Source organism: Streptomyces sp. LUP30 (genome assembly GCF_001746365.1).
GTDB lineage: Bacteria > Actinomycetota > Actinomycetes > Streptomycetales > Streptomycetaceae > Streptomyces.
Genome location: NZ_MJAJ01000003.1, coordinates 24442 through 37159, shown reverse-complemented (window position 1 = coordinate 37159; position 12718 = coordinate 24442). Strand labels below are relative to the sequence as shown.

9 protein-coding genes are annotated in these 12718 nt (G+C 73.7%); 3 read left to right on the top strand and 6 right to left on the bottom strand.

Annotated features, from left to right (window positions below; genetic code table 11):
- Positions 1-22: 22 nt before the first annotated feature.
- Positions 23-1366, bottom strand: a complete 1344-nt coding sequence (locus tag BG482_RS03725; protein WP_069767391.1) for a DUF4157 domain-containing protein — start codon at positions 1364-1366, stop codon at positions 23-25.
- A 623-nt stretch (positions 1367-1989) separates the two neighbouring features.
- Between BG482_RS03725 and BG482_RS03720 the strand changes: the two genes are divergently transcribed.
- Entirely contained in the window at positions 1990-2757 is a 768-nt protein-coding gene (locus BG482_RS03720; protein ID WP_256096262.1) for a hypothetical protein, read from the top strand.
- 73 nt (positions 2758-2830) lie between these two features.
- On the opposite strand, the gene BG482_RS03715 is transcribed toward BG482_RS03720, so the two are convergent.
- Entirely contained in the window at positions 2831-4099 is a 1269-nt protein-coding gene (locus BG482_RS03715) for an AI-2E family transporter (protein ID WP_079141560.1), read from the bottom strand.
- Positions 4100-4159: 60 nt separating this feature from the next.
- Positions 4160-4354, bottom strand: a complete 195-nt coding sequence (locus tag BG482_RS03710; RefSeq protein ID WP_069767390.1) for a DUF3046 domain-containing protein — start codon at positions 4352-4354, stop codon at positions 4160-4162.
- Between the two features lie 78 nt (positions 4355-4432).
- On the opposite strand from BG482_RS03710, the gene BG482_RS03705 reads away from it, so the two are divergent.
- Positions 4433-5377: a hypothetical protein gene (locus BG482_RS03705; protein ID WP_069767618.1), complete on the top strand. Its 945-nt coding sequence runs from the start codon at positions 4433-4435 to the stop codon at positions 5375-5377.
- A 107-nt stretch (positions 5378-5484) separates the two neighbouring features.
- Here BG482_RS03705 and BG482_RS03700 read toward each other — a convergent pair whose 3' ends face one another.
- From BG482_RS03700 to BG482_RS03690, 3 genes are read right to left on the bottom strand one after another with little or no spacing between them, the layout of a single operon-like run.
- Complete coding sequence (locus tag BG482_RS03700; RefSeq protein WP_069767389.1) at positions 5485-5793, bottom strand: AzlD domain-containing protein; 309 nt, start codon at positions 5791-5793, stop codon at positions 5485-5487.
- Positions 5790-6530: an AzlC family ABC transporter permease gene (locus BG482_RS03695; RefSeq protein ID WP_069767388.1), complete on the bottom strand. Its 741-nt coding sequence runs from the start codon at positions 6528-6530 to the stop codon at positions 5790-5792. The genes BG482_RS03700 and BG482_RS03695 overlap by 4 nt, the downstream gene beginning before the upstream one ends.
- Entirely contained in the window at positions 6452-7429 is a 978-nt protein-coding gene (locus tag BG482_RS03690; protein ID WP_069767387.1) for an AraC family transcriptional regulator, read from the bottom strand. Before BG482_RS03690 ends, BG482_RS03695 begins: the two co-directional genes overlap by 79 nt.
- Positions 7430-7638: 209 nt before the next feature.
- Here BG482_RS03690 and BG482_RS03685 point away from each other — a divergent pair, with 209 nt between their 5' ends.
- Complete coding sequence (locus tag BG482_RS03685; protein WP_069767386.1) at positions 7639-12570, top strand: ATP-dependent helicase; 4932 nt, start codon at positions 7639-7641, stop codon at positions 12568-12570.
- Positions 12571-12718 lie beyond the last annotated feature (148 nt).

Below are 12718 nucleotides of genomic sequence, written 5' to 3'. Positions count from 1 at the left end.
GGTCGCCCGGCGCCCGCTCGGCTCAGGCCATGGTGACGACCGAGTACCTGTCGCTCGCGGAGCTGTCCCACGAGACGTGGACCCGGCAGCGCACCGGCTGGCCGGTGGCGGTGAGTCCGCCGGCCGCGATGGCCCCCGAGGGGTCGGCCAGGGTGCTGTACAGGCCCCCCGCGGGCGCGGCCCCGCCCCGGGTGAACCCCAGAGTGTCCGGCGCCGCGGTGGTGGGGTAGAACACCGCGTCCCCTGTGATCGTGTAGGTCCCCCGCGTGGTGTCCTTGCGTTTCCTTCCCGGGATGATGGAGGGCAGTCCGAAGGTGTCCTCCGCGCCATCGGAGACGTTGCCCTGTGCGTCGACCTCCCACAACTCCCAATAGCGGCCGACAGTGGCGTGCACGGTCGAGTTCCTCGCCGTGACGTAGGCGTCGATGGCCGAGCTCGGCAGGGTGGACCACGCCGCCCCGTCCCACTGTTCCACGGCGAAGACCCGGTTGATCTCCTGGACGATCACTCCCTGCTGAGGCGGGTTGACGCTCAACGCCCGCCTGCGTTCGAAGCCGCCGCACTCGCCTTCCAGATCGTCCCCCGCCAGGTGCGTGAAGGCGGCCTGCGTCGCGACCGGTGCAGCAACGGTGGTCGCCGCGGGAGCACGCTGAATCGGCGCCCGCGAGTGGTCCTCCGTCCGCGGGCCCCCGAGCGGCACCGGGCCGGACCCCGGGAAGGGCCGGGCCACCGGCGCGGGCAGCGGGCGGCGCAGGGCCTCGGCGGCGTTCGCCTCGGCCTCGCGCTCGAAGCGGTCGGAGGGGCTCGACACCCGGAGTCCCGATCCGATCTCGGTACCGGCCACCGGGCCCCGCCGCTGCTGGATCACGTGGGTCAGTTCGTGAGCGAGGGTGTGGTCGTCCGAGCCGCCGCGGCCGAGCACGACGTGGTCGCCCGAGGTGTAGGCGCGGGCGCCGATCTCGGCCGCAGACCGGGCGGCCGGAGCGTCGTCGTGGACGCGCACGGCACGGAAGTCCTCCCCCAGGCGCGATTCCATCTCGGTGCGCACCGGTTCGGCCAGCGGCCGACCCGGTGCGCGCAGGACGTCGTGCACCGCGGAGCGCTGCACCGGTGCGGCCTCGGCCTCCGTGCCGGTCGCGGCATCCTGTCCGCCGCCAGGGGGGCGGTGGGCCTGCCGCTGTTGCCGGATCATTCCGGCAACCGCCGCGTTGCCGACACTCGTCTGGAGGAACAGAGCCGTCTCCGGAGTCATCGGTGCGTTCGCCCGGAGCTCCTGATCCGCGGCGGACGGCCGGGCGGCGGTCCGGCGGGCGGGCGCCGTGCGCATCGCCGTGTCGTTCCGCGGGTCCTTCGTGCGCTCGTGCACAAGCCCTTCCCTTCGCCGCGGCAACCGCGCCACGCGGATGCCCGTGCCCACGCTTACCAGGCACCGTCGCGGCGGAGCAGGGCCGCGAGTGCACATCGCGGGGCACCCTCCGTGCCCTCCAGGCCCTCCAGGCCCTCCAGGGATCAGAGGCCGTCGCCGACTCCCTCCCCCCCACCGAACCGGAGCCCACCGAGCGTGCCGCTCCCGACCAGGGGGTGACCGTACGGAGAGGGGCGAGTCCGAATGCATTGCCGCAGGCAGAGGCGCTTTTGACCGCGCGTCGTCCGTACGGGTCACCCTCGCCGCCCCCGAGCAGGGCGTCGCCGCCGGGTCGGTCGGCCACGTGCGATCCGGACCCGCGAGCGTGCGCCGCCAACCACCTGTGTCCAGTGGCACGAGCTGTCGTCCCTCGGCCTTCGCTGGCACGCGATCAAGGTTCGATGACACGGGGCACGACGTTCACGAGCCGCCGAAGCCCCGGGCCCGCCCGGCTGCTTCCCCGGGCGTACCGAGGATGTCTCCGCCCGGACGACGACGGCGCTCGAAGCGGCCGGGAGGCTCGGTGCATGGACGTGGACGAGCAGAAGAGCAGGCCGCCCCTCGGCGGGACCGGCGCCGGGGACATGAGCCGGCCGCCGGACCCGGTGGCCGGGCACGCACGCTCGCTCTACGGCCTCTACCGGGCGACCGCGCTCCTGCTGATCCTCTCCGGTCTCCTCCATCTCGTGGTGTTCGCCGTCGACGGCGGCCCGTGGAACGGCCCCGTCTCCTGGCGCAAGCCCGTCACCTTCGGGCTCTCCTTCGGGGTGACGCTCCTGGCGGTCGTCCAGATCACGTCGTATCTGCGGACGGGACGGCGGCTGCGTACCGCGCTGCTCGGGGTCTTCGCCGCCGACTGCGTCGTGGAGGTCGGGGGCATCACGCTCCAGGCGTGGCGCGGAGTGCCCTCGCACCTGGACATGGAGACGCCCTTCGACACGGCGGTGTCCATGACGCTGGCGGTCGGCGGCGGCGTTCTGGTGGTGCTGCTCGCCGTGTTCGCGGCGATCTCCTTCCGGCGCCGGCCGACGGGCCCGGCAGGGATGGCGCTCGCGGTGCGCTCCGGCTTCGCGATCCTGCTCGTCGCGCTCGCCTCGGGTGCGGCGATGATCGCGCGTGGCGTCGTGCTCACCCGCACCGGGCATCAGGCGGCCGCGTACAGCTCGACGGCGCCGCTCAAGCCCCTGCACGGGGTCAGCCTGCATGCCGTCCTGGTGCTGCCCGCGCTGGCCTGGCTGCTGTCCCGCACGTCCTGGAGCGAGACCGTGCGATGGCGGGTCGTGGCCGCCGGGGTGGGCTGCTACGCGGTCGCGGTCGCCGCGGCCGGAGTGTGGGCCGTCCGCACGTACTGAGGCACTGGTGCACTCACGCGCGTGCTCCTCAGCCGACCCTCCCGTGACCTGTCGGGCCCTCGTCGCGGGGCCGTCAGCCGGACCCGCCGGGTCCCTGTCGCGGGCCTCTCGTCCGGTCCCGGCCCCGGGTCCAGAGCCCGCGCGCGCGGGTGAGCGGTCCTGGCCCCTCGCCGCGCTCCCGGTGGCCGTGGACACGAGGATCGTCCATCACGGCGTACCGCTTGACGTAGGCGCCCAGGAACGCCTGCAGCGTGGCGACCGCCGGGATGGAGATCAGCGCCCCTATGGCGCCCAGCAGCGCGGTGCCGGCGATGACGGAGCCGAAGGCGACGGCGGGGTGGATGTCGACGGTCTTCGACGTCAGCTTGGGCTGCACCATGTAGTTCTCGAACTGCTGGTAGACCACGACGAAGAGCAGCACCCAGAGGGCGTACAGGGGCGAGACCGTGAAGGCGATCAGCATGGGCAGGGCGCCCGCGAGATAGGTCCCGATGGTGGGGATGAACTGCGACACCACGCCCACCCACACGGCGAGCACGGGCGCGTACGGGATGCCGAGGGCCTGCAGCAGCACGTAGTGCGCCACGCCGGAGATCAACGCCATCAGTCCGCGCGAGTAGAGGTAGCCGCCGGTCTTGTCGACGGCGATCTCCCAGGCGCGCAGCACCTCCGCCTGCCTGGCCGGCGGCAGGACGGAGCACAGTGCGCGGCGCAGCCGCGGTCCGTCGGCGGCGAAGTAGAACGAGAACAGGGCGATCGTCAGCAACTGGAAGAGACCGCCGAGGACCTGGGTGGAGACGTCCAGAACGCCCGCGGCGCTGTTCTGGGCGTACTTCTTCAGCCAGTTGGAGTGGAGCAGGCCCTCCTGGATGTCCACGCGCCGGAGTTCGGTGTGGAACGTGGTGTTGACCCAGTGGATCACCGAGTCCAGGTACTCCGGGAAGCCCTCGATCATCTTGATGATCTGTCCGGCGAGCATCGAGCCGAGCAGTGTGAAGAAGCCGGCCACGGCGATCAGCAGGCCGAAGAAGACCAGGAAGGTGGCGAGCCCCCTCCGCATCCCCCGCGCGGCCATGCGGCTGACCGCCGGTTCTATCGCGAGGGCCAGGAAGAACGCGATGAGGATGTTGAGCAGCAGACCGATGAGCTGGTGGAAGGCCCAGGTGCCCAGTTGGAACGCGCCGATGAGGGCGAGAGCGAGCACCATGGCGCGCGGGAGCCAGCGCGGCATGCGCGCCGCGTGCCCGGCGTCGCCCTGGTGCGGGGACGGTTCCGGGGGCGGCGTCATGCCGGGCGGGGATGCGTTCCGGGCGCTCTGCCCGGTCTCGTCAGTGGGTGCCACGGAGCAAGTCTCGCCTACGCCACCGACAATCGGGGAACCGCGTGCGATCTTCGATCAGGGTCAGCGCATCTCCAGAGGAACGTTCATCACCAGGCACACCACCCGCCACACGTCCTTGGCGTCCCAGCCGTCCGCCAGGGCCTGGTGCACCGTTCGCCCGCCGAGCTCCGCCATCACGTGATCGCGCGCGAAGGTTTCGGCGTATCCCGTGCCGAAGTGCTCGTCCATCCGCTGCCAGAAGACCGTCAACCGCATGACACCAGTATCCCGCGCGCGGGGGTGGCCCTCGCCGGGACCGCCTGCCGAGAACGCTTTCCGCCCTACGGTCTGACCATGGCCGAAACCGGAGCATCCCCACTCCCCCCGACGCCCGCGGCGCACTCCCCGCTCTTCCACGCCGAGCACTTCGTCTGGCTGACCGCGCGCGTGCTGGAACAGCGCGTCTTCGCGCACGACTTCCTCCGCGGCGGCGCCGATCCCGTCGAGACCGCCCTCGACGCCTACCGCAACGAGGACGGTGGATACGGCCATGCGCTGGAGCCCGATCTGCGCGGTCCCGTCAGCCAGCCGCTGCACACCGCGCGCGCACTGGCGGTCCTGGACTCCATCGGGCGACTGAGCGGCCGGCGCGTGGAGCGGGTGTGCGGTTACCTGACGTCCGTCTCCACGGGCGACGGCGCACTGCCCGCGATCCATCCCAGCCAGCGCGGGTACCCGGCGGCCCCCTTCATCCCGATCGTGGACGACCCGCCCAGCGCGCTGCTGTCCACCGGGCCCGTGGTGGGTCTGCTGCACCGCAACGAGGTGTGGCACGCCTGGCTGTTCAGGGCCACGGACTTCTGCTGGCAGGCGGTGGACTCCCTGGAGCGGTCCCATCCCTACGAGGTCGAGGCGGCCGTGGCCTTCCTGGACTCCGCACCCGACCGCGCCCGCGCGCAGGCGGCCGCCGACCGTCTGGGCCGTCTGGTGCGCGACCACCGGCTCGTCGCGCTGGACCCGGACCGCCTCGACGCGTTCCCCGTCGCTCCCGGCTACGCCCCGGGCGAGCATCACTTCCCGTACGACTTCGCGCGGACTCCGCAGTCCCTCGCGCGCGCGTGGTTCACCGACGAGGAGATGAGCCGCTCCCTGGACCACCTCGCCGACGCACAGCAGAAGGACGGCGGCTGGCCCATCCGCTGGCGCCGCTGGGCGCCCGGCACGGCGCTGGAGGCACGTCCCATGGTGACGATCGAGGCGCTTCGCACTCTGCGGGCCCACGGCCGCGCCATCGGCTGACCGCAGGCCCGTCGAGACCCGTTCGCCACGTCCTCACCCGTCTCACCACTCTCACCGCTCTCACGATTCTCGCAGTAGTCCTGCCTCCTTCTCCTTCTCCTGCCGTGTCACCCGCCCATGGCCCGGACCCCCGCTGTGACCGCGACGGCGGCCGCGACCACCAGCAGGAAGGGAGCCCGCAGCACGAGGGCGACGACGGCCGCGGCGAGCCCCGCGGCCCGCGCGTCCAGGACGAGGGCGCGCCCGTCGGCGAAGGTCTGCTGGGCCGTGAGGGCGGCGAGCAGGGCGACGGGGAGCAGTGCCGCGAAGCGCCTGACGAGCGGCCTTTCCAGAAGCCCCGCCGGTACGAGCAGTCCGGCGAGCTTGACGGCATAGCAGCCGAGTGCGGTCGCGCCGATCGCGATCCAGGTGTTCAACGTTCCTCCTCCTGTCCGAAGTCGTCCCGGCCGGCCGCCTTCCGGCCGGCCGCGCGCCGGCCCTCGACGTACAGCACGGCCGGCGCCGCGAGCGCGGCCGCCAGCACGGGCACGCCGGCGGGCAGAACCGGCAGCAGGCCGAGTCCCAGAAGCACCGCGAGCCCGGCGACGGCCCGCTCGACGGCGGTCTTCAGCATGGGCGCGAGCAGCGCCAGGAAGACGGCGGGCCCGGCCACGTCGAGTCCCCAGGCATCGGTGTCCCCGAGTGCCTCGGCGCCGAGCGCGCCGAGCAGTGTGGTGAGGTTCCACAGGAGGTACAGGGTCAGTCCGGTCACGGTGAAGCCGATGCGGGCGGCGCGGCGTCCCCGCTGGGCCAAGGAGACCGCCGTCGTCTCGTCGATCACCCAGTGGGCGGCGAACGGGCGCACCGCGCGCGGGAGGGCCAGCGACTGCGACAGACGCAGCCCGTAGAACGCGTTGCGCACGCCCAGGAAGAAGGCGCCCGCGGCCGCCGTCAACGGATTGCCGCCCGCCGCCAGCGCCCCGACCAGCGCGAACTGGGAGGCGCCGGTGAAGACCAGGAGGCTGAGCGCGCAGGTCTGCCACACCGTGAGTCCGCTGCCCGCGGAGGTCACCCCGAAGGCGAACCCGGAGAGTCCTACGGCGACCCCGACCGCCAGGGCGTCCCGTACGACGGCGCCGTCGGGTTTTCCCCCGGCGTCGGCTCGGATGTCCATGTGACCTGCGTCCGTATGAGCTGTCTGTTCTGCCACGACCCCGACGCTAGGCGGGTCGGCCCGGCCGGGTCTTGTACGTTCTTGCGCTCGCGCTGGTACGCCCCCGGAGGGACTCCCACGATCCGGGCGAAGTGGCGGTTGAGGTGGGGCTGGTCGGTGAAGCCCACGGCGACGGCCGCCTCGGCGGGGGCCGTGCCCGCGTCCAGCAGCCGCCGGGCCCGCCGCACCCGGGCGTCGGTCAGCCAGGCATGGGGCGGCAGGCCGTAAGCGTCCCGGAAGGCCCGCAGCAGGGCGAACGAACCGGTGCCCAGGTCCCCTGCCAGCTGCTCCAGCGTCGGCGGATCGACCAGCCGCTCCTCCAGCACGGCACGCGCGCGTGCGGCGATCCGCGCCCCGGCCGACCGGATCTCCCGCTGCGGCAGCGCTCCGCCGTTGAGCCGGAGCAGCCGGGTCACCGCCGCCCGGAGCAGGGTGTCGGCGGCCAGCGCGTTGCCCTCCTCGGCGGCCCGGAGCACCTGATGCACAAGCCTGGCGGCACGGGGATCGTCCAGCACGGGACGGACGAAGCCGGGGGCTCCGCGCAGGGTCGTCGTCTCGGCCGCGATCTCGGCCATGACGTCGGGCGACGGGTACAGGGCCCCGTAGCGCCAGCCCTCCGGCACCCCGGCGCGCCCGGTGTGCGGGGTGTCCGGGTTGACCAGCGCGAGCGCTCCCGCCCCGGCGTACTGGTCGGCTCCGCGATGGGCGAAGACCTCCACCCCTTCGGCGATGGCGGCGATCACGAAGTGCTCGTGGGTGTGCCGTACGAAGGTCTTGCGGACGTACCGGGCGCGCAGCAGGTCGACGCCGGGCAGCTCGGCATACCGCCAGTGCCGTGCCAGCTCACCCGGATCAGCCATACCCCCATTCTCCGCGACGGCCTGAAATCCCCCGTTCGCCGTCTCCCCCGACACCTCCCTCTGCCCTCTGAGCTCGGCCCAGCTCGGCCCTCTACTCCCTGCCCGCTGCGTCTGCCCATGCCCGGCGCAGCCACCCCGCCACGTCCGCCGCACCTCCGGCGAAGCCGCAGCTCAGCGCCATTGTCAGTGGCCGGGTGCAGGATGGACGCATGGTCAGCTCCGCACACCGAGCCCTCGACGGCTTCTCCCCCGCGACCCGCGGCTGGTTCACGGGGGCGTTCTCCGCGCCCACGGCGGCCCAGGCGGGCGCGTGGCAGGCCATCGGCGAGGGTTCGGACGTGCTGGTGGTGGCCCCGACCGGGTCCGGCAAGACGTTGGCAGCCTTCCTCGCCGCGCTGGACCAGCTCGCCTCGACGCCTTTGCCGGCCGATCCGAAGAAGCGCTGCCGGGTTCTCTACGTCTCCCCCCTCAAGGCCCTGGCGGTCGACGTCGAGCGCAACCTGCGCAGCCCTCTGACGGGCATCCGCCAGGAGTCCGTGCGTCTGGGCCTGCCCGAGCCCGAGGTCAGGGTGGGCATCCGCTCCGGCGACACCCCGCCGGCCGAGCGCCGGGCGCTGTCCACCCGGCCCCCGGACATCCTGATCACGACCCCCGAGTCGCTGTTCCTGATGCTGACGTCGGCCGCCCGCGACGCGCTGACGGGCATCGAGACGGTGATCCTGGACGAGGTGCACGCCGTGGCGGGCACCAAGCGCGGCGCGCACCTCGCGCTGTCCCTGGAGCGGCTCGACGACCTGCTGCCGAGGCCGGCCCGCCGCATCGGCCTGTCGGCCACGGTCCGCCCGGTCGACGAGGTGGCGCGCTACCTGTCCCCGCACCGCAAGGTGGAGATCGTCCAGCCGAAGTCCGGCAAGGAGTTCGACCTGTCGGTCGTCGTGCCCGTGGAAGACCTTGCCGAGCTGGGCGGCTCGCCCGTCGCCGACGGTTCCGAAGGCGCGGAGCGCCCGTCGATCTGGCCGCACGTCGAGGAGCGGATCACCGACCTCGTCCAGGCCCATCGCTCCACGATCGTGTTCGCCAATTCCCGCCGCCTCGCCGAGCGCCTGTGCAACCGGCTCAACGAGATCGCCTACGAGCGGGCCACCGGCGAGTCCCTGGACGAGCACCACTCCCCCGCGCAGCTCATGGGCGGCTCGGGCGCGGCCCAGGGCGCCCCGTCCGTCATCGCGCGCGCCCACCACGGCTCCGTCTCGAAGGAACAGCGCGCGCTCGTGGAGGAGGACCTGAAGGCGGGCCGGCTGCCCGCGGTGGTGGCCACCTCCAGCCTCGAACTCGGCATCGACATGGGCGCGGTGGACCTCGTCATCCAGGTCGAGTCGCCGCCTTCGGTGGCCTCCGGACTGCAGCGCGTCGGGCGCGCCGGACACCAGGTGGGCGCGGTGTCCACCGGCGTGGTCTTCCCCAAGTACCGCGGCGACCTGGTCCAGGCGGCCGTGGTCACCGAGCGGATGCGCACGGGCTCCATCGAGTCGCTGCGGGTGCCCGCCAATCCGCTGGACGTCCTGGCGCAGCAACTCGTCGCGATGACGGCTCTGGACACCTGGCAGGTGGACGACCTGCTGGCGACGGTCCGACGCGCGGCGCCGTTCGCCTCGCTCCCGGAGTCCGCGTTCACGGCCGTTCTGGACATGCTGGCCGGCCGATACCCGTCCGACGCGTTCGCCGAGCTGCGCCCGCGCGTGGTGTGGGACAGGGTCACCGGCACGGTCACCGGCCGTCCCGGCGCTCAGCGCCTGGCCGTCACCTCCGGGGGCACGATCCCCGACCGGGGCCTGTTCGGCGTCTTCCTGGCGGGCTCCGACCCCAAGAAGGGCGGGGGCCGGGTCGGTGAGCTCGACGAGGAGATGGTCTACGAGTCCCGTGTGGGCGACGTCTTCACGCTCGGCACCAGCTCCTGGCGGATCGAGGACATCACCCGCGACCGCGTCCTGGTCTCCCCCGCCCCGGGCGTCCCGGGGCGGCTGCCCTTCTGGAAGGGAGACCAGCTGGGCCGGCCGCTGGAGCTGGGCCGCGCGGTGGGCGCGTTCCTGCGCGAGGTGGGCTCCCTGCCCAAGGACGACGCCCGGCTCCGGCTGCTCACCGCGGGTCTCGACGCATGGGCGGCCGACAACGTGCTGTCGTACCTGGAGGAGCAGCGCCAGGCCTGCGGCCACGTCCCGGACGACCGCACGATCGTCGTGGAGCGCTTCCGGGACGAACTGGGCGACTGGCGGGTCGTCGTCCACTCCCCGTTCGGCGCCCAGGTCCACGCCCCGTGGGCGCTCGCCCTCGGAGCCAAGCTCTCCGAGCGGTACGGCATGGACGCCCAGGTCATGCACGCCGACGACGGCATCGTGCTGCGGCTGCCGGACGCGGACCTCATGGGCCTGGACCTCCTCGACCACGAGCCCGTGAAGGCGGGCGCCGAGTACGACGCGGAGCAGGCCCCGGTCGGCGCGGCGGACGTCGTCTTCGACAAGGGCGAGGTCGATCAGATCGTCACCGACCAGGTCGGCGGCTCGGCGTTGTTCGCGGCCCGCTTCCGCGAGTGCGCCGCCCGCGCGCTGCTGCTGCCGCGCCGCACTCCCGGCAAGCGCACCCCGCTGTGGCAGCAGCGCCAGCGCGCCGCTCAGCTGCTGCAGGTGGCCAGTGAGTTCGGCTCTTTCCCGATCGTCCTGGAAGCGGTCCGCGAGTGCCTCCAGGACGTCTTCGACGTGCCGGGCCTCGTGGAGCTGATGGGCGATCTGGAATCGCGCAAGGTGCGCCTGGTGGAGGTCACCACCCCGGAGCCCTCCCCCTTCGCCCGCTCCCTTCTGTTCGGCTATGTCGCCCAGTTCCTGTACGAGGGGGACTCCCCGCTCGCCGAGCGGCGGGCCGCCGCCCTCTCCCTGGACTCCCGGCTGCTGGCCGAGCTGCTCGGCCAGGCCGAACTGCGCGAGCTGCTCGACGCCGACGTCCTCGCCGAGCTGGAACAAGAGCTCCAGTGGCTCACCGAGGACCGTCGTGTGAAGGACGCCGAGGGCGTCGCCGACCGCCTGCGGCTCCTCGGCCCGCTCACCGACGCCGAACTCGCCGAGCGCGGCGCCGAACCGCACTGGGCGCAGGAACTGGCCGTCGCCCGCCGCGCCATCCGGGTCCGCATCGCCGGCGCCGAGCACTGGGCCGCGATCGAGGACGCGGGCCGCTTGCGCGACGCGCTGGGCACGGCCCTGCCGGTCGGCGTGCCGGAAGCGTTCACGGAGCCGGTCAAGGACCCCCTCGGCGACCTCCTAGCCCGCCACGCCCGCACCCACGGCCCCTTCACCTCCACCGCGGCGGCCGCCCGCTTCGGTCTCGGCGTGGCGGTCACCGAGGGCGCCCTCCAGCGGCTCGCGGCGGGCGGGCGCGTCGTCCAGGGCGAGTTCCACCCGGCGGGCATCGGGCAGGAATGGTGCGACGCCACGGTCCTGCGCCGACTGCGCCGCCGCTCCCTCGCCGCTCTGCGACACGAACTGGAGCCGGTCCCGCCGCCCGCGCTCGCCCAGTTCCTGCCCCAGTGGCAGCACATCGGGAAGGGCCATTCGCTGCGCGGCGTCGACGGCCTGGTGCGCGCCGTCGAGCAGTTGCAGGGGGCGTCGGTGCCCGCCTCGGCCCTGGAGAAGCTGGTCCTGCCCTCCCGGGTGCGCGACTACACCCCGGCCATGCTCGACGAACTGACCGCGGCCGGAGAGATCGTCTGGTCCGGGGCCGGGGCCCTCCCCGGCAAGGACGGCTGGGTCTCCCTGTACGTGGCCGATGCCGCGCCCCTGCTGCTCCCCCCGCCGCACCCCCTGGAGCTGACGGCGCTGCACCAGTCCGTCCTGGACGCGCTGTCCGGTGGCTACGGCCTGTTCTTCCGCCAGATCGCCGACCGGGTCCGGGCCACCACCCACCCCGAGGCCACGGATCCCCAACTCGCCGACACCGTCTGGGACCTGGCCTGGTCGGGTCGGCTCACCAACGACACGCTCGCCCCCATGCGCTCCCTGCTGGGCTCGGGCCGCACGGCCGGCTCCACGGCCCACCGCGCCAAGCGCGCGGTCCCGCGCGGGCGCTACGGCTCGCTGACGGCCGCGGCCCGACCGGCTTCCCGCAGCGGTCCTCCGACGGTCGCGGGCCGTTGGTCGCTCCTCCCCGTCCTCGAGCCCGACCCCACGGTGCGGGCTCACGCGCTCGCCCGCACGCTCCTCGACCGGCACGGCGTGGTCACCCGGGGCGCGGTCGCCGCCGAGGGCGTCGAGGGGGGTTTCTCGGCCACGTACCGCATTCTGTCCGTCTTCGAGGAGAGCGGTCAGGCACGGCGGGGGTACGTCGTCGAGGGCCTCGGCGCGGCGCAGTTCGCCATGGACGGCGCCGTGGACCGGCTGCGCGCCGTGGCGAACGCCCGGGACCGCGGCGAGCCCCTGCCCGTTCCGAGCGCTTCGGCGGGCGACCAGGACGGCTTCGTCTTCCCCGACGGCTCCCCGTCGGACGACGTCTGGGACCTCGCCGAACCCGACACCCCCTTCGCCTCGCCCTTCGGCCCCGGGCCGACCCCCGCCTCGCGCGACGGGTACATCTCGCCGCGGGACCTCGCATCTCCGGGCGCCGGCGGTCCGCGAGGAGGCAGCGGCTTCTCTGACGGCGGGCCGCCCGGGCGCTCCCCCCGCGGCCACGCCGCTAGCCCCTACCGCGGCGGGGGCAACGCGTCCCGGGCCGTCGTCCTCGCAGCAGCCGACCCGGCGAACGCCTACGGCGCGGCCCTGGGCTGGCCCGAGCCGCCCAGCGGCGCCGGGCACAAGCCGGGCCGTAAGGCCGGCTCCCTGGTCGTGCTCGTGGACGGCGAGCTGACGCTCTACATGGAGCGCGGCGGCAAGACGCTGCTGGCCTGGCCCTCCGCCCCGGACACCGAGGACACGCCGGCCGACGATCCGCGCCTGCACGCCGCCGCCGAGGCTCTCGCCGAGGCAGCGCGCGCGGGCTCCCTCGGCACGGTCACGGTGGAGCGCGTCAACGGGGCCTCCGCCCTCACCTCCCCCATCGGCAGCCTCCTGGAAGGAGCGGGTTTCATCGCGACCCCCCGGGGCCTGCGCCTGCGCGCATGACAGCAGAACGCACACGCCCCGGAGCCCACCTCACCGACGCACCGCACCCGCACCCGCACGCACAACCGCACGCGCACGGGCACCGGCGCCACACCCCCCACCGAGCACCGACCGTCCACGTCCGGCGGCCCGGGCGGCCGTCCCCACC